Source organism: Geodermatophilus sp. SYSU D00708 (assembly GCF_054050115.1).
In genome coordinates, this window is the sequence record NZ_JBJGYS010000017.1 from 38914 (window position 1) to 62504 (window position 23591).

A 23591-nucleotide genomic window follows, 5' to 3' on the forward strand; every position below is an offset into this window, starting at 1 on the left:
ACGGCGTGGATGGCCTCGATGCCGCGCTCCCCGGGCGGCCGCGCCGCCGCCCCCGGCGACCGCAGCACCGGCCCGCTGCCCGGTCCCGGCGGCGGACTGCCCCGGCTGACCGCCTCCCGGGACGAGGAGGGCTCGACGCACCCCTCGGCCCCGCTGCCGGACCTCCCACCGCGGCCGGCGGGCGCCTGGTCGCGCATGCCGCGGCGCGCCGACGCGGCCGACGACGACCAGACCGTGGCCCAGCCCCTCGGCGCGCAGCCGGCCGTGCCCGGCGATCCCTCCGACGACGAGGGCACCGCCGACCGCGACCTGCACGGCTGGGACGAGGACGACGACGCCACCGGCGGCCTCGAGGTGATCGGCGCCGCCGGGTCCGACGACCCGCGCCGCTCCCGGCGCCGGCGGGACGGCGACGGCGACGGCGGGCGCCGGGGCGGCCGAGGCGGGCGGCGCAGCCCGCTGGCCGTCGTCCTGTCGCTGGTCGTGCTGGCCGGTCTGGTCGCCGGCATCGTCGTCGGCGGCAAGGCGCTGATCAACCTGGTCAACCCGCCCAGCGAGGACTTCGCGGGGCAGGGCACCGGCAGCGTCGAGGTGCGCATCGCGGTGGGCGACACCCTCAGCGACATCGGCCGGACCCTCGTCGACGACGGCGTCATCGCCTCGGTCGGCCCGTTCATCGAGGCCGCCGAGACCGAGCCGGCGGCGACCGGAATCCAACCCGGCGTCTACGCCATGCGGTCGCAGATGAGCGGCCAGGCGGCGCTCGACCTGCTGCTCGACCCGGCCACCCGGCTGTTCTCGCGGGTGACCATCCCCGAGGGCTTCACCGTGCAGGCGGTCCTGGAGCGGCTCGCCGAGGCCACCCAGACCCCGCTGGAGGAGGTGCAGGCCGCGGCGGCCGACCCCGCCGCCCTGGGCCTGCCGGCCTACGCGAACGGGACCCTGGAGGGCTATCTCTTCCCGGCCACCTACGACTTCACCCCGGACGACGAGCCGGTCGACATGCTGCGCGCGATGGTCGCGAAGTTCACCGAGACGGCGAACGGCCTGCAGCTCGAGCAGCGGGCCGCGGCCGCCGGCCGGTCGGTGCACGACGTGGTCACCGTGGCCTCCATGGTCCAGTCGGAGACCCGGCTGGACGAGGAGCGGACCGACGTCGCCCAGGTCGTCTACAACCGGCTGGGCCAGGGCATCCCGCTCGGGGTCGACGCGGCGCTGGCGTACGGCCTGCAGAAGAACGGCAACGAGCTGACCGTCGACGACCTGCAGACCGACAGCCCGTACAACACCCGGACCCGCGCCGGCCTCCCGCCGACGCCGATCAGCTCGCCGGGTGAGGCCAGCCTCGAGGCGGCCCTGGCGCCGTCGTCCGGGGACCTCCTGTACTACGTGCTGGAGAACGCCGACGGCCACCACTTCTTCACCGCCGACTACGCGGAGTTCCAGGCGGCCCGGGAGCGCTGCGCCAGCGCCGGCCTCGGCTGCGGTGGCTGACGGGGGGACGCGGCAGCACGGCACCCACCGGGCGGCGGTCCTCGGCCGCCCGGTGGGGCACTCGCTGTCCCCGCTGCTGCACCGGGCGGCGTACGCGGCGCTCGGGCTGACCGACTGGACCTACGACGCGCTGGACATCGGCGCGGAGGACCTGCCGGTCCTGCTCGCCGGGCTCGGGGAGGAGTGGCGCGGCTTCTCGGTCACCATGCCGTGCAAGCAGGCCGCCGTGGACGTCGCCGACGTCGTCGACCCGCTCCCGCAGCTGCTGCACGCGGCGAACACGCTGGTCCGCACCGAGGCCGGGTGGCGGGCGGAGAACACCGACGTCACCGGCATCGGCATGGCCCTGCAGCTGGCCGGCGTCGAGCAGGTGGACCGGGCGGCGATCGTCGGGGCCGGGGGCACGGCGGCCGCCGCCGCGGTCGCGCTGGCCTCGCTGGGAGCCCAGCACGTGGACGTCGTCGTCCGGCAGCCCGCGCGGGCGTTCGACCTGCTGCGGGTGCTGGAGACCCTGGACGTGCCCACGACGGTGCGCTCGCTGGAGGGCGCGGTCGTCGACGCCTCGGTCGTGGTGAGCACCGTGCCGGTCGGCGGGCAGCCGGTCGTGTCCTCGTTGCCGTGGCGGGCCGGGCAGACCGTCCTCGACGTGCTCTACGACCCGTGGCCCACCCCGCTGGCGCAGCGCGTGCAGGAGGCCGGCGGCACCGTCGTCGGCGGCCTGGACGTGCTGTTCTGGCAGGCCACCGCGCAGGTGGAGCTGATGACCGGGCACCCCGCGCCGATCGAGGCGATGCGCGCGGCGCTCGACACCCGCTGACCCCGGTGCCGGTCGGGGAGCTCCCGGGCGCCGTCGTCGCGGTGCTGGCCGCCGTCCCGGCGCTGGCGCTCGGGCCGTGGCTGGCCCGCTGCACCGTCCGCCTGGCGCACCGGGACGACGCGGCGTCGGCCGGGCCGGGGCGGACGGCGCTGACCTGCGGGCTGCTCGGCGCGGCGTTCGCCGGGGTGCTGCTCCTCGCGGGGCTGCGTCCGGCCACGGCCGGTCTCGCGTGGGCCGCCGCGGCAGGGGTCGTGCTGGCCGGGGTGGACCTCGCCGTCCACCGGTTGCCCGACCGGGTCACCTTCCCCGCGTACGCCGTGGTCGGCGCCGCCCTGCTGGCCGACGCGGCCGTGCTGGGCACGTGGCCGGCGCTGCTGCGCGCGGTGCTGGCGGCGGCCGTCGCGTTCGGGCTGGCCGCCCTCGGCGCGCTGGCCTCGCCGCAGGGGCTCGGCTACGGCGACGTGAAGCTGCTGGGCCTGCTCGGGCTGGTGCTCGGCTGGGTGGGCTGGGGCGCGCTGCTGGCCGGGGTGTTCCTCGGCCTGCTCACCGGCGCCGCGGTGTCCCTGGCGCTGCTGGCAACCCGCCGGGCCGGGTGGCGCACCGCGCTGCCGTTCGGACCGCCGCTGCTGGTCGGGGCGGCGCTCGCGCTGGCTCTGGAGGGCCCCTGGTGACGAGCTGCGACGGCCACCCTCCAGGGGCCCGCCCGAGCCTGCGCGGGAAGGGGTGGACGGCGGTCCTTCTACACTCCGGGGCATGTTGCGCTGGCTGACCGCCGGTGAGTCGCACGGCCAGCAGCTCACCGCCATCCTCGAGGGCCTGCCCGCCGGCGTGCGGGTGCAGACCTCCGACCTCGACGTCGACCTGGCCCGTCGCCGGCTCGGCCACGGCCGCGGCGCGCGGATGTCCTTCGAGCAGGACGTCGTCACGCTGACCGGCGGGGTGCGCCACGGCCTGACGCAGGGCGGGCCGATCGCCGTCCAGGTCGGCAACACCGAGTGGCCCAAGTGGGAGACGGTGATGTCGGCCGACCCGGTCGACCCCGAGGTGCTCGCGGGCCAGGCCCGCAACGCGCCCCTCACCCGGCCGCGCCCCGGCCACGCCGACCTTGCCGGCATGCAGAAGTACGGCTTCGACGACGCCCGTCCGGTGCTGGAGCGGGCCAGCGCGCGGGAGACCGCCGCCCGCGTCGCCCTCGGTGCGGTCGCCCGCGCGTTCCTGCGCCAGGTGCTCGACGCCGAGGTCGTCAGCCACGTGGTCGGCATCGGGCCGGTCGTCGCGCCCGACGGCCTCGTCCCCGGCCCGCAGGACAACCCCCGGATCGACGAGGACCCGGTCCGCTGCGCCGACCCGGCCACCAGTGAGCTGATGGTCGCCGAGGTCGACGACGCCCGGAAGAACGGCGACACCCTCGGCGGGGTCATCGAGGTCGTCGTCCACGGCCTGCCGCCGGGCCTGGGCAGCCACGTGCACTGGGACCGCCGGCTGGACTCCCGGCTGGCCGCCGCCCTGATGGGCGTGCAGTCGGTGAAGGCGGTCGAGGTCGGCGACGGCCTGGAGACCGCCCGGCGCCGCGGGTCGGTCGCCCACGACGAGATCGTGCTCGCCGACGGCCGGGTCCAGCGGACCACCGACCGCGCCGGCGGCATCGAGGGCGGTATGACCAACGGCGAGGTGCTGCGGGTCCGTGCGGCGATGAAGCCGATCTCGACCGTCCCGCGGGCGCTGTCCACCGTCGACGTCGCCACCGGTGAGCCGGCGGTCGCGATCAACCAGCGCAGCGACGCGTGCGCGGTGCCCCGCGGCGCCGTCGTCATGGAGGCGATGGTGGCCCTCGTGCTGGCCGACGCCGCGCTGGAGAAGTTTGGCGGCGACTCGCTGACCGAGACCCGCCGCAACGCGCAGGCCTACCTCGACGCGCTGGCGATCCGTTGACCCCCGCCGAACCCGGGACCCCCGCCGACCCGACGACCCGCCCCGTCCTGGTCCTCGTCGGCCCGCCGTCGTCGGGCAAGACCACCGTCGGCACGGCGGTCGCCGAGATGCTCGGCGTCCCCTTCCGCGACACCGACGCCGACATCGAGGACGTCACCGGGCAGACCGTCGCCGACCTGTTCGTCGAGCGCGGCGAGCCGTTCTTCCGCTCCCTCGAGGAGCAGGCCGTGGCCCGGGCGCTCGGCGCGCACGAGGGCGTCCTGGCCCTCGGCGGCGGAGCGGTGCTCAGCGCCGCGACGCGGGAGCTGCTGGTCGGCTACGGCCGGGCCGGCGGCACGGTCGTGTGGCTGGACGTCGACCTCTCCTCCGCGGCCGAGCGCGTGGGCCTGGGCCGCACCCGCCCGGTGCTGGGCATGAACCCCCGGGCCACGCTGCGCAACCTGCTGCTGGCACGGGCACCGCTGTACGAGGAGGTGGCCTCGCTGCGCGTCCCCACCGGCGGCCGTGAGCCCGGCGACGTGATCGCCGACGTCGCCGCCGCCCTGCGCACGCGGACCAACCGATGACGCTGCGGCGGGTGACCGTCCCGGGCGGCAAGCCCTACGACGTCGTCATCGGGCCGGGGGCGCAGGTCGAGCTGGGGCTGGTGCTGGCCGGCACCGCGCGGGCGGCCGTCGTCCACGCCCCGCCGCTGGCCGGGCTCGCCGGCGCGGCGGTGGAGACGCTGCAGACCGCCGGGGTCGCCGCGGAGGCCGTCGTCGTCCCCGACGGGGAGGCCGCCAAGACCGCCGAGGTCGCCGCCCGCGCCTGGGAGGAGTTCGGCCGCCTGGGGCTGACCCGGTCCGACGCCGTCGTCGGGGTCGGCGGGGGAGCGGTCACCGACCTGGCCGGGTTCCTCGCCGCCACCTGGGTCCGCGGCGTCCGCGTCGTCCACCTGCCGACCAGCCTGCTGGGCATGGTCGACGCCGCCGTCGGCGGGAAGACCGGCATCAACACCGGCGCCGGCAAGAACCTCGTCGGGGCGTTCCACCCGCCGGCCGGGGTGCTGGCCGACACCGACGTCCTCGCCGGGCTGCCGGAGGCGGAGTTCCGCGCCGGGCTGGCCGAGGTCGTCAAGTGCGGGTTCATCGCCGACGCCGCCGTCCTCGAGCTGCTCGAGGCCGACCCCACCGGCCGCCGCGACACCGTCGAGCTCATCGAGCGCGCGGTGCGGGTCAAGGCCGAGGCGGTGGGCGAGGACCTGTTCGACACCGGCCGCCGCGAGTTCCTCAACTACGGGCACACCCTCGCCCACGCCATCGAGCGGGTCGAGGACTTCGGCTGGCGGCACGGCGAGGCGGTCGCCGTCGGCCTGGTGTTCGCCGCCGAGCTGGCCGGGCAGGCCGGGCTGCTGACCCGCGCCGAGGTCGACCGGCACCGCGAGCTGGTCGCCGCGATGGGGCTGCCGACCCGCTACGCCGGGGACTGGACGCGGCTGCAGTCGGTCATGCGGGTGGACAAGAAGGCCCGCGGGGCGTCGCTGCGGTTCGTCGTCCTCGACGGGCTGGGCCACCCGCGGATCCTGGCCGATCCGGACCAGGCCTGGCTGGACGCGGCGTGGGCCGCAGTAGCGGAGGAAGCGTGACGATCCAGGTGCTCAACGGCGCCAACCTCGGCCGGCTCGGCCTGCGCGAGCCCGAGAAGTACGGGACGACGACGTACGCCGAGCTGGTCGAGCTGCTCGAGGGCACCGGCCGGGACCTCGGCGTCGAGGTACGGGTGCGGCAGACCGACAGCGAGGGCGAGCTGCTCGGCTGGGTGCACGCCGCCTCCGACGCCGGCGAGGCCGTGGTGATCAACCCCGGCGGGTGGTCGCACACCTCCGTGGTGCTGCACGACGCCCTGGCCGCGCTCAACGGCCCGCTGGTCGAGGTGCACATCACCAACATCCACAAGCGGGAGGAGTTCCGGCACTTCTCCTACGTCTCCCGGGTGGCCGACGGCGTCATCGCCGGCCTCGGCGTGCAGGGCTACGTGCTGGCGCTGCAGTGGCTGGTCGCCCGAGGTCACCGGTGAACCACGCCGCCCGACGGGACGCGCTGCGGGCGACCGCCGCCGAGCAGGGGCTGGACGCCGTCCTGGTGACCAACCTGCTCAACGTCCGCTACCTGACCGGCTTCACCGGCTCCAACGGCGCGCTGCTGCTGCGCACCGATGGCGGGGACGTCTTCGGCACCGACGGCCGGTACACCACGCAGGCCGGCGTCCAGGTGCCCGACGTCGAGCTGCTCGTGGACCGCGCCACCGTCGCCTCCCTCGCCCGCGAGGCGGTCCGCCGGAAGGCCGCCCGGATCGGCTACGAGAGCCACCACCTCACCGTCGACGGGCTGCGCGCGCTCGAGGGCGTGCTGGCCGACGCCGCCGCGGGGGGCGCCGTGCCGGAGCTGGCCTCGGTGCGCCGGGCCGTCGAGGCGCAGCGGGCGGTCAAGGACGACGACGAGATCGACGCGCTGCGCCGGGCCTGCGCCGTGGCCGACTCCGCGCTGGCCGAGCTCGCCGGCGAGGGCGCGCTGCGGCCGGGGCGCACGGAGCTTCAGGTCGGCCGCGAGCTCGACGCCCGCATGCTGGCGATGGGCGCCGAGGCGCCGTCGTTCGAGACGATCGTGGCCACCGGCGCGAACTCGGCCATCCCGCACCACCGCCCCGACACCACCGAGCTGCGGGCCGGCGACTTCCTCAAGCTCGACTTCGGCGCGACCGTCGACGGGTACCACTCCGACATGACCCGCACGATCGTCCTCGGGCACGCGGCCGACTGGCAGCGCGAGGTGTACGAGCTGGTCGCGGCGGCGCAGGCCGCCGGCCGGGCCGCGCTGGCGGTCGGCGCCGACGTGGTGGCGGTCGACGCGGCGGCGCGCGACGTCATCGCCGACGCCGGCCACGGCGACCACTTTCCCCACGGCCTCGGCCACGGGGTCGGGCTGGAGATCCATGAGGCGCCGGGCATCGGCCAGCTCGGCGCGGGTACGCTGGCCGCCGGCATGGCCGTCACCGTGGAGCCCGGCGTCTACCTGCCCGGCCACGGCGGTGTCCGGATCGAGGACACGCTGGTCGTCACGGACGACGAGCCGGAGTTGTTGACCCTCACGAGCAAGGAACTGCTGGTCCTCTAGATGGCTACCACCAACGACCTCAAGAACGGCATGGTCCTCAACCTCGACGGCCAGCTCTGGACCGTCACCGAGTTCCAGCACGTCAAGCCGGGCAAGGGCGGCGCGTTCGTCCGCACCACGCTGAAGAACGTGCTCTCGGGCAAGGTCGTCGACAAGACCTTCAACGCCGGCACCAAGGTCGACACCGCCACCGTCGACAAGCGGAACATGACGTACCTGTACAAGGACGGCACCGACTTCGTCTTCATGGACGGCGAGACCTACGACCAGATCCACGTGCCGGCCGAGACCGTCGGCGGCGGCGCGGACTACCTGCTGGAGAACACCGAGGCCGTCGTCGCCGTCCACGAGGGCACCCCGCTCTACGTCGAGCTCCCGGTGACCCTGGAGCTGGTCGTGCAGCACACCGACCCGGGCCTGCAGGGCGACCGCTCCACCGGCGGCACCAAGCCCGCCACCCTGGAGACCGGCGCGCAGATCCAGGTGCCGCTGTTCGTCAACACCGGCGACAAGCTCAAGGTCGACACCCGCGACGGCCGGTACCTCGGCCGCGCCAACTGACGCGGGCGGGCGGGCAGGTCGCATGGCTGCACGGTCCAAGGCGCGCAAGCGGGCGGTCGACGTCCTCTACGCCGCCGACCTCCGGAGCCGGGACCCGCGGGAGCAGCTGGCCGAGGAGGTCGCCGCCGGGCAGCCGCCGGTCAACGACCACACCGTCCGGCTGGTCGAGGGCGTGGTCGAGCACGCCGCCCGCATCGACGAGCTGATCGACCGGCACGCCCGCGGCTGGTCGATCGACCGGCTGCCCGACGTCGACCGCGCCATCCTGCGGATGGCCGTCTTCGAGCTGCTGTGGGACGACGACGTCCCCGACCCGGTGGTCATCGACGAGGCGGTGGAGCTGGCCAAGCGGCTGTCCACCGACGACTCGCCGGCCTACGTCAACGGCGTCCTGGGCGCCATCCTCGAGGCCGAGCTGCCGACCAGCTGACCGCACCACCGACGCGATAGGGCCCGCTCCGATCGACGGAGCGGGCCCTGTCGCGTTCCGGGGTCGCGCCGCCGCCCACTGCTGGGCCGAGCGCCGGGGCGGGCCTCAGCCCGGCAGATCGGGGCCGGGACCGGCGGCCACGAGCATGGCGGCGACCCGGGCGGCGGACCGCTGCCGCTGGACGCGCCGCAGGGCGGCCCGCCGGCGCGCGGCGAGCAGGAGATCCCGGTCCAGCACGACGGGGACCGGGACGGGCTGGGACATGGCGGACTCCTCGGCGGTCGATGCGACGCCGCGGACGCTAGGACCTCCTGCTGACACTTCCCATCCCCCAATGCGGAGGAGCGGTCGCAGGGAAGGGACCCCGGGTGCGCGAGAGGCCCCCGACCGACGGGTCGGGGGCCTCTCGCGTTTAGGAGGTCGCTCTCAGCGCGGGGAGCGGCGGCGCTCCCAGTTGGGGTTGACCTCGTCCTCGTCCTCGTCACCGCCGAAGCCGACGACGCTCTCCATGCCGGGGGAGAGCACCCCCCACTCGATGAGCCGGCTGGTCAGCTCGTCGGGGCTCATGTCGTAGATGATCGCCAGCGACTTGAGGTCCTCCGCGCGGATGGAGAGCACCTTGCCGTTGTAGTCGTGCCGCTGGGCCTGGATGGTCGAGGCGTACCGGGCCAGCGGTCCGGCCTCGTCGGCGGGCAGCGAGCCCAGCGACTCGAGGTTGAGCACGATCTTCGTCGTCGAGGTGACCGCCGAGCTGGGCCGCGGGTCGGGCAGCAGCTCCGAGACCGGCACGCCGTAGAAGACGGCCAGCTCGGACAGGCGCTGCACGGTCACCGCGCGGTCGCCGCGCTCGTACGAGCCGACCACGACGGCCTTCCAGCGGCCGTGCGACTTGTCCTCGACTCCCTGGAGCGAGAGCCCCTGCTGGTTGCGGATGGCGCGGAGCCGGGCACCGAGGGCCCGTGAGTAGTCGGTGCTCATCGCTTCCTGCTCACTGTGCGTCGTCGTGGGCGAGTTGTCGTCACGGAGCGTACTGGTCGAGCCGGATCGGCGACACCAGGACACTCCTCCGGGTGCAATGGCCCCACATCGTGGCCCAACCAGCCGCGATGCGGGTCACATCCGGGCGTGCAGTACCGTCGGCCCCGGTCCGACCACTCCTTTAACGACCCGTCCCGTGAGGCGGGGAAGGAGGCCCCATGGCCAGTTCACCCGAGCCTGCCCGGGAGCCGGCACCGGCGTCCGCCGGTGCGCCCCCCGCAGCACTCCTCTCCGCCGCCGACGTGGCCCGCGTCCTCGACCGGATGGCCCACCAGGTCATCGAGCGTGCCGCCTCGGCCAGCCCCGACTCCGCGGACGGCGGTCTGTCCGACGTCGTCCTGATCGGCATCCCCACCCGCGGCGCCCCGCTGGCCCGCCGGCTGGCCGCCCGCATCGAGGCGTTCTCCGGGACGGCGGTCGACGTCGGCACCGTCGACATCACCCTCTACCGCGACGACCTGCGGCGGCGCGGCGTCCGCGCGCTGGAGCCGACGACGCTGCCGGAGGCGGGCATCGACGACCGGCTGGTCGTGCTCGTCGACGACGTCCTCTACTCCGGCCGCTCGGTGCGGGCCGCGCTCGACGCGCTGCGCGACCTGGGCCGGCCGCGGGCGGTGCGGCTCGCCGTCCTGGTGGACCGCGGGCACCGCGAGCTGCCGATCCGTGCCGACTACGTGGGCAAGAACGTGCCCACCTCCCGCACCCAGCAGGTGCGCGTCCACCTCACCGAGGTGGACGGCGCCGACGAGGTGCTGCTCACGGAGGAGCCAGGAGGGCGACAGGGAGTGAGCATCGCAGCGAGCTCTGCGAGCGAGGAGCGGAGCGACCGCGGAGCCGACCAGGGGAGCAGAGCGTGAAGCGCCACCTGCTGGAGGCCGCCGACCTCGACCGCGCCGACGCGACCCTGGTGCTGGACACCGCCGCGCAGATCGAGCAGGCGCTGGCCGGCCGCGAGGTCAAGAAGCTGCCGACGCTGCGCGGCCGCACGGTGGTCAACCTCTTCTACGAGGACTCCACCCGCACCCGCATCTCCTTCGAGCTGGCCGCCAAGCGGCTGTCCGCCGACGTCATCAACTTCTCGGCCAAGGGCAGCAGCGTCTCCAAGGGCGAGAGCCTCAAGGACACCGCGCTGACCCTGGAGGCGATGGGGTCCGACGCGGTCGTCGTCCGGCACAGCGCCTCGGGCGCGCCGCACCGCCTGGCGCACTGGGTGCGCGGCAGCGTCGTGAACGCCGGCGACGGCACCCACGAGCACCCCACGCAGGCACTGCTGGACGCCTACACGATCCGGCACCGGCTCGGCCGGCTGGAGGGCGTGCGGGTGGCCGTCGTCGGCGACGTCCTGCACAGCCGGGTGGCCCGCTCCAACGTGCGGCTGCTGCACACCCTCGGCGCGGAGGTCACCCTCGTCGCCCCGCCGACCCTGCTGCCGGTCGGCGTGGGGAGCTGGCCGGCGGAGGTCTCCTACGACCTCGACGCCGTGCTGCCCAAGGCCGACGTCGTGATGATGCTGCGCGTCCAGGCCGAGCGGATGAACGCCTCGTACTTCCCCAGCGCCCGGGAGTACAGCCGCCGCTACGGGCTCGACGCCCGCCGCATGGGGGTGCTCGGCGACGACGCGATCGTCATGCACCCCGGCCCGATGAACCGCGGGATGGAGATCGCCGCCGAGGTGGCCGACTCCGCCCGCTCCACGATCGTCGAGCAGGTCGGCAACGGGGTCTCCGTGCGCATGGCCGTGCTCTACCTGCTCCTGGGAGGCGCCCCCTCATGACCGTCCTGATCACGGGGGCCCGCCCCTACGGCGAGGACGCCGCCGACATCCTGGTCGAGGACGGCCGGATCGCCGCGATCGGCGAGTCGCTGTCGGTCCCGGGCGCCGACGTCGTCGACGCCGCCGGCCTGATCGCCCTGCCCGGCCTGGTCGATCTGCACACCCACCTGCGCGAGCCCGGCCGGGAGGACGCCGAGACCGTCGAGACCGGCAGCCGGGCGGCGGCCCTGGGCGGCTACACCGCGGTGCACGCCATGGCCAACACCGATCCGGTCGCCGACACCGCCGGCGTCGTGGAGCAGGTGTGGCGGCTGGGCCAGCAGGCCGGGCTGGTCGACGTCGTCCCGGTCGGGGCGGTGACCGTCGGGCTGGCCGGCGCGCGGCTGGCCGAGCTGGGCGCGATGGCCGACTCCGCCGCGCGGGTGCGGGTGTTCTCCGACGACGGGCACTGCGTCGCCGACCCCGCGCTGATGCGCCGGGCGCTGGAGTACGTGAAGGCCCTGGACGGCGTCGTGGCGCAGCACGCCGAGGAGCCGCGGCTGACCGTCGGCGCCCAGATGCACGAGGGCGACCGGTCGGCCCGCCTCGGCCTCACCGGCTGGCCCGCGGCGGCGGAGGAGGCGATCATCGCCCGCGACGTGCTGCTGGCCGAGCACGTGGGCGCGCGGCTGCACGTCTGCCACGTCTCGACGGCGGGCTCGGTGGAGATCCTGCGCTGGGCCAAGTCGCGCGGGGTGCAGGTGACCGCCGAGGTCACCCCGCACCACCTGCTGCTCACCGACGAGTGCGCCGAGAGCTACGACCCCGTGTTCAAGGTCAACCCGCCGCTGCGCACCGACGCCGACGTGCAGGCGCTGCGGGCCGGGCTCGCCGACGGCACGATCGACGCCGTCGCCACCGACCACGCCCCGCACGCCGTGGAGGACAAGGAGTGCGAGTGGGCGCAGGCCCGGCCCGGGATGCTCGGGCTGGAGCAGGCGCTGTCGGTCGTGGTCGACACGATGGTCGACACCGGCCTGCTCGACTGGCGCGGCGTCGCCGACCGGATGTCCGCCCGCCCGGCCGCCATCGGCCGCCTGGACGGGCACGGCCGCCCGCTCGCCCCCGGCGAGCCGGCCAACCTGCTGCTGCTCGACCCCGCCGCCCGGGTCACCGTCGACCCGGCCGCGCTGGCCAGCCGCAGCCGCAACAGCCCCTATGCCGGCCGGGAGCTCCCCGGCCGGGTGGTCGCCACGTTCCTGCGGGGGACGGCGACCGTTCTGGACGGGAAGGCAGTTCGTTGACAGACGCGATCCTCGTGCTCGAGGACGGAAGGACGTTCCGCGGCGAGGCCTACGGCGCGGTCGGCACGACGCTGGGCGAGGCGGTGTTCGCCACCGGCATGACCGGCTACCAGGAGACGCTGACCGACCCCAGCTACGCCCGGCAGATCGTCGTCATGACCGCTCCGCACATCGGCAACACCGGCGTGAACGAGGAGGACGACGAGAGCCGCCGCATGTGGGTGGCCGGGTTCGTCGTCCGCGACCCCGCCCGCCGCCCGGCCAACTGGCGGGCCACCGGCAGCCTGGACGACGAGCTGGTCGCCCAGGGCGTCGTCGGCATCAGCGGGATCGACACCCGGGCGCTGACCCGCCACCTGCGCGAGCGCGGTGCGATGCGCGCCGGCATCAGCAGCGAGGGGCTGTCGGCCGAGGAGCTGCTCACCCGGGTGCGGTCCTCGGAGAGCATGACCGGCGCCGACCTGGCGCCCGCGGTCACCGCCAACGACCCGTACGTCGTGCCGGCGGTGGGGGAGAAGCGGTTCACCATCGCCGCGCTCGACCTCGGCATCAAGACCGCCACCCCCCGGCACCTGGCCGAGCTCGGCGTCGAGACGCACGTGCTGCCGGCCACCGCCACCGCCGAGGACCTGCTCGCCGCCGGGCCCGACGGGGTGTTCCTCTCCAACGGCCCCGGTGACCCGGCCGCCGCGGACTACGCCGTCGAGGCGGTGCGCGGGGTCCTCGACGCCGGCCGCCCGCTGTTCGGCATCTGCTTCGGCAACCAGATCCTCGGCCGGGCGCTGGGCCTGGGCACCTACAAGCTGCGCTTCGGCCACCGCGGCCTCAACCAGCCGGTGCTCGACCGGGTCAGCGGCACGGTCCGGGTGACCAGCCACAACCACGGCTTCGCCGTCGACGCCCCGCTCGACCGGCCGACCGACACCCCCTACGGGCGGGTCGAGGTCAGCCACGTGGGTCTCAACGACGACGTCGTCGAGGGCCTGCGCCTGCTGGACGCCCCGGCGTTCAGCGTGCAGTTCCACCCCGAGTCCGCCGCCGGCCCGCACGACGCGGCGCCGCTGTTCGGCCGGTTCGTCGACCTCATGGAGACCGCCCGGACCGGGGACGGGCACGCCGGTGGGCCGCCGCCCCAGGTCACGCACAGCACGGGGGAGAAGGCCTGACATGCCCAAGCGCACCGACATCTCGCACGTGATGGTGATCGGCTCCGGGCCGATCCTCATCGGCCAGGCCGCCGAGTTCGACTACTCCGGCACCCAGGCCTGCCGGGTGCTCAAGGCCGAGGGGCTGCGGGTCAGCCTGGTCAACAGCAACCCGGCGACGATCATGACCGACCCGGACGTCGCCGACGCCACCTACGTGGAGCCGCTCACGCCGGAGTTCGTCGAGAAGGTCATCGCCAAGGAGCGCCCCGACGCGCTGCTGGCCACCCTCGGCGGACAGACCGCGCTGAACATCGCCATCGGCCTGTACGAGAACGGCGTCCTGGAGAAGTACGGCGTCCGGCTCATCGGCGCCGACGTCGACGCGATCAACCGCGGCGAGGACCGGCAGATGTTCAAGGACATCGTCCGGTCGATCGGCGCCGACGCGCCCCGGTCGAAGGTGTGCGCGAGCGTCGAGGAGGCGCTGGCGACCGCCGCCGAGGTCGGCTACCCGGTGGTCATCCGGCCGTCGTTCACCATGGGCGGGCTGGGCTCGGGCATCGCCACCGACGAGCCGATGCTGCGCCGCATGGCCGGGCACGGGCTGGCCGACTCGCCCGTCCACACCGTCCTCATCGAGGAGTCGGTGCTCGGCTGGAAGGAGTACGAGCTCGAGCTCATGCGCGACCGCAGCGACAACGTGGTCGTCATCTGCTCGATCGAGAACGTCGACGCGATGGGCGTGCACACCGGCGACTCGGTGACCGTCGCCCCCGCGATGACCCTCACCGACCGCGAGTACCAGCGGATGCGCGACGTCGGCATCGCCGTGCTGCGGGCGGTCGGCGTGGACACCGGCGGCTGCAACATCCAGTTCGCCGTCCACCCGGAGACCGGCCGGCTGGTCGTCATCGAGATGAACCCGCGGGTGTCCCGGTCCAGCGCGCTGGCGTCGAAGGCCACCGGTTTCCCGATCGCCAAGATCGCCGCCAAGCTGGCCATCGGCTACACCCTCGACGAGATCACCAACGACATCACCGGGGTCACGCCGGCGGCCTTCGAGCCGACGCTGGACTACGTCGTCGTCAAGATCCCGCGGTTCGCGTTCGAGAAGTTCCCCGGCGCCGACCCGCGGCTGACCACGACGATGAAGAGCGTCGGCGAGGTCATGGCGCTGGGCCGCAACTTCCCCGAGGCGCTGGGCAAGGCGATGCGGTCCACCGAGACCAAGGCGGCCGGCTTCTGGACCGGAGCAGACGACGGGTCGACCGCCGAGGAGCTGCTCGAGGCGCTGGGCACCCCGGTCGACGGCCGGCTCTACCTGGCCGAGCGGGCGCTGGCGGCGGGCGCCACCGTCGAGCAGGTCTCCGCGGCCAGCGGGTTCGACCCGTGGTTCGTCGACCAGATCGCCCTGGTCGCCGAGGTGGGCCGGGAGGTCCGCGAGGCGCCGGCGCTCACCTCGCAGCTGCTCCGCCGCGCCAAGCGGCACGGCCTGTCCGACCGGCAGATCGCCTCGCTGCGGCCGGAGCTGGCCGGGGAGGACGGCGTCCGGACGCTGCGCCGCCGGCTGGGCATCCGGCCGGTCTACAAGACCGTCGACACCTGCGCCGCGGAGTTCGCCGCCCGCACCCCGTACCACTACTCCTCGTACGACGAGGAGACCGAGGTGGAGCCGCGGGAGAAGCCGGCGGTGCTCATCCTCGGCTCCGGACCCAACCGGATCGGGCAGGGCATCGAGTTCGACTACTCGTGCGTGCACGCCGTCCAGGCGCTGCAGGACGCCGGCTACGAGGCGGTGATGGTCAACTGCAACCCCGAGACCGTCTCCACCGACTACGACACCGCCGACCGGCTGTACTTCGAGCCGCTGACCTTCGAGGACGTCCTCGAGGTGGTCGAGGCCGAGCGCGCCGCCGGCCCGGTCGCCGGCGTCATCTGCACCCTCGGCGGGCAGACGCCGCTGGGCCTGGCGCAGCGGCTCAAGGACGCCGGCGTCCCGGTGCTGGGCACCTCGCCGGAGTCGATCGACGCCGCCGAGGACCGCGGCGCCTTCTCCCGCGTGCTCGCCGACACCGGGCTGCTCGCCCCCAAGCACGGCACGGCGACGACGTTCACCGAGGCCCGCGAGATCGCCGCCGCCATCGGCTACCCGGTGCTGGTCCGGCCCTCGTACGTGCTCGGCGGGCGGGGCATGGAGATCGTCTACGACGACGCGACGCTGGAGGCCTACATCGCCAAGGCCACCGACGTCAGCCCCGAGCACCCGGTGCTGGTCGACCGGTTCCTCGAGGACGCCGTCGAGGTCGACGTCGACGCGCTCTACGACGGCTCCGAGCTGTTCCTCGGCGGCGTCATGGAGCACATCGAGGAGGCCGGCATCCACTCCGGCGACTCCGCGTGCGCGCTGCCGCCGATCACCCTGGGCGCCACCGACCTGGTCCGCATCCGCGCGGCCACCGAGCAGCTGGCGGCCCGGATCGGCGTCCGCGGGCTGCTCAACGTCCAGTACGCGGTGAAGGACGACATCCTCTACGTGCTCGAGGCCAACCCCCGGGCCAGCCGCACGGTGCCGTTCGTCTCCAAGGCCACCGCCGTCCAGTTGGCCAAGGCCGCCGCCCGCATCGCGGTGGGGGAGTCCATCGCCGACCTGCGCGCCGCCGGCGTGCTGCCGGCCACCGGTGACGGCGCCGACCTGCCCCCGGACATGCCGATCGCGGTCAAGGAGGCGGTGCTGCCCTTCCACCGGTTCCGCACGGTCGAGGGACAGAACGTCGACACCGTGCTCGGCCCGGAGATGAAGTCCACCGGGGAGGTCATGGGCCTCGACACCGGCTTCGGGACGGCGTTCGCCAAGTCCCAGGCCGCCGCCTACGGGCCGCTGCCGACCACGGGGACGGTGTTCGTCTCGCTGGCCAACCGGGACAAGCGCTCGGCGATCTTCCCGGTCAAGCGGCTGGCCGACCTCGGCTACCGGGTGCTGGCCACCTCCGGCACCGCGCAGGTGCTGCGCCGCAACGGCGTGGCCTGCGAGGTGGTCGGCAAGTTCAGCGAGGGCCCGGGCAACGTCGTGGAGCGGATCCTCGCCGGGGACGTCGACATCGTGGTCAACACGCCCTTCGGGTCGCCGGGCAACAGCGGGCCGCGGCTGGACGGCTACGAGATCCGCACCGCCGCCGTCGCCGCCGGGATTCCGTCGATCACCACGGTGCAGGGGCTGGCGGCCGCGGTGCAGGGCATCGAGGCGCTGCGCCAGGGCGGCGTCGGCGTCCGCAGCCTCCAGGAGGTGCACGCCGCGCTGGCCGCGACGCCGCGCTCGTGACCGCGGCCCCCGCTGTGCCCGCTGTCCGCCGGGTCCGCGAGGACCTGGTGGGCCGCGGTCTGCTCGACGGGCTGACCGACGCCTTCCTGGCCGGCGTCACCCGGTTCGCGCGCCCGCCCCGGCCCGAGCTCGACGCGCTGGCCGCCGCGGCCCGCGGGCTGGCCGGCCGGCTGGCGGCCGGGACGGCCGGGGACGAGGACCTGCCCCTGCTGACCCGGGTGCTGTTCTTCGCCGGGCACGGCGGCGTGCTCGCGGCCGCCGGGGTCCGGACGCCGGCCTACGACGTCCTCGGGTCCTACCAGGACAACCTGGCCACCCCGGTCGGCCCCAGGCTGCCCGAGCGGCCGGTCGCGGCCGGGCGGCGCTGGCGGGTCCTCGGCCGGGAGGTCGGCTTCCCGATCGGGGTGCCCGCGTGCGTGCTGAACGGCGGCGAGCAGTGGGTGCGCCACTTCGCGGGCAACGGCTACAGCGTCCTGACCTACAAGACCGTCCGCAGCTGCGCCTCCGTGCCCAACCCGCAGCCCAACTGGGTCTTCGCCGCCCGGGAGACCGCGAGCCTCCCGGCGGGCGCGGCCGCCGAGGTGACCGCCGACCCGTGGGACTGGGTCGCGCCGGGCTCTCCCGAGGTGAGCACGGTCAACTCCTTCGGCGTCCCGTCCCTCGCCCCCGACGAGTGGGTGCCCGACCTCGAGCGGTCGCTGGCCGCGCTCGGCGACGACCAGCTGCTGCTGGTCAGCGTCATGGGGGAGGGGGACGGTCCGGCCCTGGTCGACGACTTCGCCCGGACCGCGGTGCTGGCGCAGCAGGCCGGTGCGCCCGTCGTCGAGCTGAACCTCTCCTGCCCCAACACGCTGGACCGGTCCGCGGCCGGGGTGAAGCCACCGCTGTGCCTGGACGCCGACGCCACGGTGGCCGTCGTCGAGGCGGTGCGGCGGGCGCTGGACGACCGCACCGGGCTGGTGGCCAAGCTCTCCTGGCTCGACGGGCCCGGCCTGGCCGCTCTGGTGCCCCGGCTGGCCCCGCTGGTCGACGGCGTCGCGGGCATCAACACGCTGCAGAGCCGGGTCCGCCGCAGCGACGGCGAGGCGACCTTCCCCGGCCGCGAGCTGGCCGGGCTGTCCGGCGCCGCGGTGCGCGGGTCGGCGCTGGACTTCACCCGGCGCCTGGTGGCCCTGCGGGAGGACGGCGGGCACTCCTTCGACGTGCTGGCGATGGGCGGGGTCACCGACCCGGCCTCGTTCGCGGCGCTGTTCGCCGCCGGCGCCGACGCGGTGCAGTCCGCGTCGGGGGCCTTCGCCGACCCGTTCCTGGCCCGCGACTGCATCGCGACGCTGGGGGAGACCCTGCCCCGGGCGGTGCGGTCGTGACGGCCCCCTTCGGTCAGCGGCTCGCCGACGCCGTCGCCGCCCGCGGGCCGCTGTGCGTGGGCATCGACCCGCACGTGCCGCTGCTGGAGCGCTGGGGGCTGGCCGACAGCCCGGAGGGCCTGGCCCGGTTCACCGACGCGGTGGTGGACGCGCTGGCCGGCACCGTCGCCGTCCTCAAGCCGCAGCTGGCCTTCTACGAGCGGCACGGCTCCCGCGGGCTGGCCGTGCTGGAGGACGCCGTCGCCCGCGCCCGGGCCGCCGGGGCCCTGGTGCTGCTCGACGCCAAGCGCGGGGACATCGGCTCGACGATGGACGCCTACGCCGACCACCTTCGCCCCGGGCACCCGCTGTACGCCGACGCCATGACGGTCAGCCCCTACCTCGGGCCCGGCTCGCTGCTGCCGGCCGTCGACACCGCCCGGCAGCACGGCGGCGGGCTGTTCGTGCTGGCCCGCACGTCCAACCCGGACGCCGGGACGCTGCAGCACGCGCGGGTGGGCGAGCGGTCCGTCGCGCAGGTCGTCGTCGACACCGTCCGCGGCTGGAACACCCCGGGCTGGGTCGTCGGCGACCCGCTGCCCGACGTCGCCGCGGTCCGCGACCTGAGCAGCCGGTTCGGCGCGGCCACCGGCTCGTTCGGGGTCGTCGTCGGCGCCACCCTGCCCGCGTTGGACGTCGACCTCGCCGGCCTGGGCGGCCCCGTGCTGGCGCCCGGCCTGGGCGCCCAGGGCGGCTCGGTGGCCGACCTGCGGCGGCTGTTCGGGTCGGACGTCGCCGTCGTCCCCACCGTCTCCCGGGACGTGCTCGCCGCCGGGCCGGACGCCGCCGGGCTGCGGGCCGCGGCCGACCGCTGGGCGACCGAACTGGCCCGGTGAGCCGGCCGGCCGACCCGTCGGCCCGGCGCAACGACCCTCGCTCCCCGGGCGGACCTGCGGTTTCCGAAATGCGTCGGCGTGTCGTCGTCGGTGTGTCGGACGGAACCGTCCGCAAACGGGGCGTCGGCGCGGACGGTAGGAACCCCCCGGTGACCTGCGCGTATGACGGACGGTCATCGCCCAGGCAGACGGACGGTGAACGGGAGGTCACCGAAAGTCGGATTTCGGTGGTTCAGAGGGACGTGACCTGCGCATATACCGGGAACTAGGTTGGCCGACAGGCTCAGCAGCGAGCCTTCCCCCGACACCGCACCGAGCCCGCCGGTCGAGACGAGCGCCGGCGACGACACGATTGGGTCGCACCATGCCCCTTCCTGACCTGACCCCCGAACAGCGCGCCGCCGCACTGGAGAAGGCCGCCGCGGCCCGCAAGACCCGTGCCGAGCTGCGGGAGCGGCTCAAGAGCAAGGGCGCCACCGTCGGCGACGTCCTCCGCCAGGGGGAGACCGACGAGGTCATCGGCAAGATGCGTGTCTCCGCGGTCCTGGAGTCCCTGCCGGGAGTCGGCAAGGCGCGGGCTGCCAAGATCATGGAGCGGCTCGAGATCTCCCCGACCCGCCGGGTGCGTGGCCTGGGTGCCAACCAGCGCAGAGCCCTCGAAGCGGAGTTCGGTGGCGAGAAGGTCGCCGCCGACCAGGTCTCCGCGGAGGGCTGACCCGCTCGACGAGGCACCCGGAGGCCGAGGACGACGACGAGTGGTGAGTGCTGCCGAGGACCGCACCCCGGCCCGGCTGACCGTGCTGTCCGGCCCCTCAGGGGTCGGCAAGGGCACGGTCGTGGCGGAGGTCCGGCGCCGGCACCCCGAGGTCTGGGTGTCGGTGTCGGCCACCACCCGTCGGCCCCGCCCCGGTGAGGTCGACGGGGTGCACTACCACTTCGTCACCGACGCAGAGTTCGACCGGCTGGTCGCCGAGGACGGGCTCCTCGAGTGGGCCGAGTACGCCGGCAACCGCTACGGGACGCCGCTCGCCCCGGTGCGCGAGCGGCTCGCCACCGGGGCGCCGGCCCTGCTCGAGATCGAGCTCCAGGGCGCCCGCCAGGTCCGCGCCCGGGACGCCGACGCGCAGCTGGTCTTCCTGGCGCCCCCGTCGTGGGGCGAGCTGGTCAGCCGGCTGGCCGGCCGCGGCTCCGAACCGCCGGCCGTGCAGGAGCGCCGGCTGGCGATCGCGCAGGCCGAGCTGGACGCCGCGGGGGAGTTCGACGTGGTCGTGGTCAACGACGACGTGGTCCGGGCCGCGGACGAGTTGGTAGGATTGCTGACTGCGCCGTCGCCCGGCACCGTTCCGAGCAGCGACGCCTCAGAGTGACGGGCCCGGTCCCGCCGCCCGACACTCCCGCCTGACGATCGCAAGGAGCACGCCCCAACGTGTCCGGAGTCGCACCCGCCCCCGAGGGCATCACCAACCCGCCGATCGACGAGCTGCTCGAGCGCACCAGCAGCAAGTACGGCCTGGTCATCTTCGCCGCCAAGCGCGCGCGGCAGATCAACGCCTACTACAGCCAGCTCTCCGAGGGCCTGCTGGAGTACGTCGGCCCGCTGGTCGACACCGCCCCGCAGGAGAAGCCGCTCTCCATCGCGCTGCGCGAGATCAACGAGGGCCTGCTGACCCACACCGCCGGCGAGAACTGAGGAAGGGCCCCTCTGCCCCCCACGCCTCGCACGCTCGGCGCGGGCCCCTGCAGAGGGGCCGACCGCTGGTGACGTCATCGACGTCCCCGCCAGTTGTGATGACGCCTCCGGTCCGCGCCGGGGGCGTCGTCGCGTCTGGGGGAGGATGACCGCATGAGCCGGATCGTCCTGGGGGTCAGCGGAGGCGTGGCCGCGTACAAGGCGGCCCTCCTGCTGCGCGCGTTCACCGAGGTCGGGCACGAGGTGCGGGTCGTCCCGACCCCGGCCGCGCTGAACTTCGTGGGCGCGGCCACCTTCGAGGCGCTCTCGGGCAACCCGGTCACCACCGGCGTCTGGTCCGACGTCGACGAGGTGGCCCACGTGCGCATCGGGCAGACCGCCGACCTCGTCGTCGTCGCCCCCGCCACCGCCGACCTGCTGGCCCGCGCGGCCGCGGGCCGGGCCGACGACCTGCTCACCGCCACGCTGCTCACCGCGCACTGCCCGGTCGTCTTCGCCCCGGCCATGCACACCGAGATGTGGCTGCACCCGGCGACGCAGGACAACGTCGCCACCCTCCGCCGGCGCGGCGCGATCGTGCTGCCGCCCGCCGTCGGCCGGCTGACCGGCCCCGACTCCGGCCCCGGCCGGCTGCCCGAGCCCGCCGACATCGCCGCCCTGGCCGGCGTGGTGCTCACCGAGGGCCCCGCGGCGCTGGCCCAGGACCTGGCCGGGCGACGGGTCGTCATCAGCGCCGGCGGCACCCGCGAGCCACTGGACCCGGTCCGCTACCTCGGCAACCGCTCCTCGGGCCGGCAGGGCTGGGCGCTGGCCCGGGTCGCCGCCGCCCGCGGCGCCGAGGTGGTGCTGGTCGCGGCCAACGTCGAGCTGCCGGCCCCGTTCGGCGTCCGCGTCGTCCCGGTCGGGACCGCCGAGGAGCTGCGCACGGCGATGCTGGCGGAGGCCGCGGACGCCGACGTCGTCGTCATGTCCGCCGCCGTGGCCGACTTCCGGCCGGCCGCCGTCGCCGGGACCAAGCTGAAGAAGGACAGCGCCGCCGAGCCCAGCGCGGTGCCGCTCGTGCGCAACCCCGACGTGCTCGCCGAGCTGGTCACCAAGCGCCGGACCGGTCAGCTGGTCGTCGGCTTCGCGGCCGAGACGGGGGACGACGAGGGCGACGTCCTCACCCACGCGCGGGCCAAGCTCGCCCGCAAGGGCGCTGACCTGCTCGTGGTCAACGACGTGTCCGGCGGGCGGGTCTTCGGCCGGCCGGACAACGCCGCGGTCGTGCTCGCCGCGGACGGGACCGCGACCGACGTCCCCGAGGGCGGCAAGGACGCCGTCGCGGCGGGGATCTGGGCCGTGGCGGCCGCCCGGCTGCCCTGAGCGCCCCGGCGGCGCGGCGCCCCTCCGGCGTGCCGCGCCGGTAACGTGCACCCGAAGCCCCCGCCCGCGCGGCGGGGCCCACCCGTTCCCGAACACTAGGAGCCCCCAGTGCCACGCCGTCTCTTCACGTCCGAGTCGGTGACCGAGGGCCACCCGGACAAGATCGCCGATCAGATCAGCGACTCGATCCTCGACGCGATGCTCGAGCAGGACCCGCGCAGCCGGGTCGCCGTCGAGACGCTGATCACCACCGGCCAGGTCCACATCGCCGGCGAGGTCACCACCGCCGGCTACGTCGACATCGCCGACATCGTCCGCCGGACGATCCTCGCGATCGGCTACGACTCCTCCCGCAAGGGCTTCGACGGCGCCTCCTGCGGCGTCAGCGTCTCGATCGGCTCGCAGTCCCCGGACATCGCCCAGGGCGTCGACACCGCCTACGAGGCCCGGACCGCCGGCACGACCGAGGACGAGATCGAGCGCCAGGGCGCCGGCGACCAGGGGCTGATGTTCGGCTACGCCACCGACGAGACCCCCGAGCTGATGCCGCTGCCGATCGCGCTGGCGCACCGGCTGTCGCGGCGGCTGTCCGCGGTCCGCAAGGACGGCTCGGTGCCCTACCTGCGGCCCGACGGCAAGACCCAGGTCACCGTCGTCTACGAGGACGACCGCCCGGTCGGCGTCGACACGGTCGTGGTCTCCTCCCAGCACGCCGAGGACATCTCGATCGAGCAGCTGCTCACCCCCGACGTCCAGGAGCTCGTGGTCGAGCCCGAGCTGGCCGCCCTCGGCCTGCCCACCACCGGCTACCGGCTGCTGGTGAACCCGACCGGCAAGTTCGTCATCGGCGGCCCCATGGGCGACGCCGGGCTGACCGGCCGCAAGATCATCGTCGACACCTACGGCGGCATGGCCCGCCACGGCGGCGGGGCCTTCTCCGGCAAGGACCCGTCGAAGGTCGACCGCTCCGGCGCCTACGCGATGCGCTGGGTGGCCAAGAACGTCGTGGCCGCGGGGCTGGCGCGCCGCTGCGAGGTGCAGGTGGCCTACGCCATCGGCGCGGCGCACCCGGTCGGCCTGTTCGTCGAGACCTTCGGCACCGGGGCGGTGCCCGACGACGTGCTGGAGAAGGCGATCGGCACGGTGTTCGACCTGCGCCCCGGGGCGATCGTGCGCGACCTGGACCTGCTGCGGCCGATCTACGCGCCGACGGCCGCCTACGGCCACTTCGGCCGCACCGACGTCGAGCTGCCCTGGGAGCGGCTGGACCGCGTCGACGCCCTCCGCTCCGCCGCCGGGGTCTGACGAAGGACTCCGTCCTCCTCACCGCTCGCGAGCTCGGGGCG

The 23591-nt window shown here is 74.9% G+C and carries 24 protein-coding genes; 22 read left to right on the plus strand and 2 right to left on the minus strand.

Annotated features, from left to right (window positions below; genetic code table 11):
- Window positions 1–18: 18 nt before the first annotated feature.
- The 10 genes from mltG (at window position 19) to nusB (ending at window position 8386) form a co-directional block, all read left to right on the plus strand.
- On the plus strand, window positions 19–1494 hold the full coding sequence (mltG, locus tag ACI79D_RS15415) for an endolytic transglycosylase MltG (RefSeq protein WP_456919304.1): 1476 nt from the start codon (window positions 19–21) through the stop codon (window positions 1492–1494).
- On the plus strand, window positions 1487–2311 hold the full coding sequence (locus tag ACI79D_RS15420) for a shikimate dehydrogenase (RefSeq protein ID WP_456919305.1): 825 nt from the start codon (window positions 1487–1489) through the stop codon (window positions 2309–2311). The genes mltG and ACI79D_RS15420 overlap by 8 nt, the downstream gene beginning before the upstream one ends.
- Window positions 2312–2316: 5 nt before the next feature.
- Window positions 2317–2982, plus strand: a complete 666-nt coding sequence (locus tag ACI79D_RS15425) for a prepilin peptidase (protein ID WP_456919306.1) — start codon at window positions 2317–2319, stop codon at window positions 2980–2982.
- Between the two features lie 82 nt (window positions 2983–3064).
- A complete protein-coding gene (aroC, locus tag ACI79D_RS15430; RefSeq protein ID WP_456919308.1) occupies window positions 3065–4243 on the plus strand; it encodes a chorismate synthase in 1179 nt (392 codons plus the stop codon).
- Complete coding sequence (locus ACI79D_RS15435; protein WP_456919309.1) at window positions 4240–4809, plus strand: shikimate kinase; 570 nt, start codon at window positions 4240–4242, stop codon at window positions 4807–4809. The genes aroC and ACI79D_RS15435 overlap by 4 nt, the downstream gene beginning before the upstream one ends.
- 11 nt (window positions 4810–4820) lie before the next feature.
- On the plus strand, window positions 4821–5867 hold the full coding sequence (aroB, locus tag ACI79D_RS15440; protein ID WP_456919311.1) for a 3-dehydroquinate synthase: 1047 nt from the start codon (window positions 4821–4823) through the stop codon (window positions 5865–5867).
- Window positions 5864–6298, plus strand: a complete 435-nt coding sequence (gene aroQ / locus ACI79D_RS15445; RefSeq protein ID WP_456919312.1) for a type II 3-dehydroquinate dehydratase — start codon at window positions 5864–5866, stop codon at window positions 6296–6298. The genes aroB and aroQ overlap by 4 nt, the downstream gene beginning before the upstream one ends.
- Window positions 6295–7395 (plus strand): M24 family metallopeptidase, encoded by a 1101-nt coding sequence (locus ACI79D_RS15450; protein WP_456919313.1) that lies wholly within the window; start codon window positions 6295–6297, stop codon window positions 7393–7395. Before aroQ ends, ACI79D_RS15450 begins: the two co-directional genes overlap by 4 nt.
- Window positions 7396–7956, plus strand: a complete 561-nt coding sequence (gene efp, locus ACI79D_RS15455; protein WP_456919315.1) for an elongation factor P — start codon at window positions 7396–7398, stop codon at window positions 7954–7956.
- A gap of 22 nt (window positions 7957–7978) precedes the next feature.
- Window positions 7979–8386, plus strand: coding sequence for a transcription antitermination factor NusB (nusB, locus tag ACI79D_RS15460; protein WP_456919316.1), 408 nt, complete (start codon window positions 7979–7981; stop codon window positions 8384–8386).
- A 105-nt stretch (window positions 8387–8491) separates the two neighbouring features.
- Here the strand turns inward: nusB and ACI79D_RS15465 are convergent, their stop codons facing one another.
- A complete protein-coding gene (locus ACI79D_RS15465) occupies window positions 8492–8650 on the minus strand; it encodes a hypothetical protein (protein ID WP_456919317.1) in 159 nt (52 codons plus the stop codon).
- A 162-nt stretch (window positions 8651–8812) separates the two neighbouring features.
- Window positions 8813–9364, minus strand: coding sequence for a transcriptional regulator BldD (gene bldD / locus ACI79D_RS15470; RefSeq protein ID WP_135142216.1), 552 nt, complete (start codon window positions 9362–9364; stop codon window positions 8813–8815).
- A gap of 218 nt (window positions 9365–9582) precedes the next feature.
- Between bldD and pyrR the strand changes: the two genes are divergently transcribed.
- From pyrR to metK, 12 genes are all read left to right on the plus strand, one after another.
- Window positions 9583–10281, plus strand: coding sequence for a bifunctional pyr operon transcriptional regulator/uracil phosphoribosyltransferase PyrR (gene pyrR / locus ACI79D_RS15475; RefSeq protein WP_456919319.1), 699 nt, complete (start codon window positions 9583–9585; stop codon window positions 10279–10281).
- The gene (locus ACI79D_RS15480; RefSeq protein ID WP_456919320.1) at window positions 10278–11198 is read left to right on the plus strand and encodes an aspartate carbamoyltransferase catalytic subunit; all 921 of its coding nucleotides are present in this window, start codon (window positions 10278–10280) and stop codon (window positions 11196–11198) included. Before pyrR ends, ACI79D_RS15480 begins: the two co-directional genes overlap by 4 nt.
- Window positions 11195–12481: a dihydroorotase gene (locus ACI79D_RS15485; protein WP_456919322.1), complete on the plus strand. Its 1287-nt coding sequence runs from the start codon at window positions 11195–11197 to the stop codon at window positions 12479–12481. Before ACI79D_RS15480 ends, ACI79D_RS15485 begins: the two co-directional genes overlap by 4 nt.
- Complete coding sequence (carA, locus tag ACI79D_RS15490; protein ID WP_456919323.1) at window positions 12478–13647, plus strand: glutamine-hydrolyzing carbamoyl-phosphate synthase small subunit; 1170 nt, start codon at window positions 12478–12480, stop codon at window positions 13645–13647. Before ACI79D_RS15485 ends, carA begins: the two co-directional genes overlap by 4 nt.
- Before the next feature lies 1 nt (window position 13648).
- Complete coding sequence (gene carB, locus ACI79D_RS15495) at window positions 13649–16948, plus strand: carbamoyl-phosphate synthase large subunit (RefSeq protein WP_456919324.1); 3300 nt, start codon at window positions 13649–13651, stop codon at window positions 16946–16948.
- Window positions 16945–18315: a dihydroorotate oxidase gene (locus tag ACI79D_RS15500; protein ID WP_456919326.1), complete on the plus strand. Its 1371-nt coding sequence runs from the start codon at window positions 16945–16947 to the stop codon at window positions 18313–18315. The genes carB and ACI79D_RS15500 overlap by 4 nt, the downstream gene beginning before the upstream one ends.
- Window positions 18312–19190: an orotidine-5'-phosphate decarboxylase gene (gene pyrF, locus ACI79D_RS15505; RefSeq protein ID WP_456919327.1), complete on the plus strand. Its 879-nt coding sequence runs from the start codon at window positions 18312–18314 to the stop codon at window positions 19188–19190. Before ACI79D_RS15500 ends, pyrF begins: the two co-directional genes overlap by 4 nt.
- A gap of 364 nt (window positions 19191–19554) precedes the next feature.
- Complete coding sequence (mihF, locus tag ACI79D_RS15510) at window positions 19555–19905, plus strand: integration host factor, actinobacterial type (RefSeq protein ID WP_456919329.1); 351 nt, start codon at window positions 19555–19557, stop codon at window positions 19903–19905.
- A 43-nt stretch (window positions 19906–19948) separates the two neighbouring features.
- Window positions 19949–20557: a guanylate kinase gene (gmk, locus tag ACI79D_RS15515; RefSeq protein WP_456919331.1), complete on the plus strand. Its 609-nt coding sequence runs from the start codon at window positions 19949–19951 to the stop codon at window positions 20555–20557.
- 59 nt (window positions 20558–20616) lie between these two features.
- Window positions 20617–20880 carry a DNA-directed RNA polymerase subunit omega gene (gene rpoZ / locus ACI79D_RS15520; protein WP_012949163.1) on the plus strand — a complete coding sequence of 88 codons (264 nt, stop codon included), beginning with the start codon at window positions 20617–20619 and terminating at the stop codon, window positions 20878–20880.
- 153 nt (window positions 20881–21033) lie between these two features.
- The gene (gene coaBC, locus ACI79D_RS15525) at window positions 21034–22245 is read left to right on the plus strand and encodes a bifunctional phosphopantothenoylcysteine decarboxylase/phosphopantothenate--cysteine ligase CoaBC (protein ID WP_456919332.1); all 1212 of its coding nucleotides are present in this window, start codon (window positions 21034–21036) and stop codon (window positions 22243–22245) included.
- 108 nt (window positions 22246–22353) lie between these two features.
- Window positions 22354–23550, plus strand: a complete 1197-nt coding sequence (gene metK, locus ACI79D_RS15530; RefSeq protein ID WP_456919334.1) for a methionine adenosyltransferase — start codon at window positions 22354–22356, stop codon at window positions 23548–23550.
- Window positions 23551–23591: the final 41 nt, after the last annotated feature.

Coding starts and splice junctions, on each gene's coding strand:
- coaBC (WP_456919332.1), top strand. CDS start 21,034: ATGAGCCGGATCGTCCTGGGGGTCAGCGGAGGCGTGGCCGCGTACAAG.
- carB (WP_456919324.1), top strand. CDS start 13,649: ATGCCCAAGCGCACCGACATCTCGCACGTGATGGTGATCGGCTCCGGG.
- mltG (WP_456919304.1), top strand. CDS start 19: ATGCCGCGCTCCCCGGGCGGCCGCGCCGCCGCCCCCGGCGACCGCAGC.
- efp (WP_456919315.1), top strand. CDS start 7,396: ATGGCTACCACCAACGACCTCAAGAACGGCATGGTCCTCAACCTCGAC.
- mihF (WP_456919329.1), top strand. CDS start 19,555: ATGCCCCTTCCTGACCTGACCCCCGAACAGCGCGCCGCCGCACTGGAG.
- aroC (WP_456919308.1), top strand. CDS start 3,065: ATGTTGCGCTGGCTGACCGCCGGTGAGTCGCACGGCCAGCAGCTCACC.
- ACI79D_RS15465 (WP_456919317.1), bottom strand. CDS start 8,650: ATGTCCCAGCCCGTCCCGGTCCCCGTCGTGCTGGACCGGGATCTCCTG.
- nusB (WP_456919316.1), top strand. CDS start 7,979: ATGGCTGCACGGTCCAAGGCGCGCAAGCGGGCGGTCGACGTCCTCTAC.
- ACI79D_RS15485 (WP_456919322.1), top strand. CDS start 11,195: ATGACCGTCCTGATCACGGGGGCCCGCCCCTACGGCGAGGACGCCGCC.
- bldD (WP_135142216.1), bottom strand. CDS start 9,364: ATGAGCACCGACTACTCACGGGCCCTCGGTGCCCGGCTCCGCGCCATC.
- pyrR (WP_456919319.1), top strand. CDS start 9,583: ATGGCCAGTTCACCCGAGCCTGCCCGGGAGCCGGCACCGGCGTCCGCC.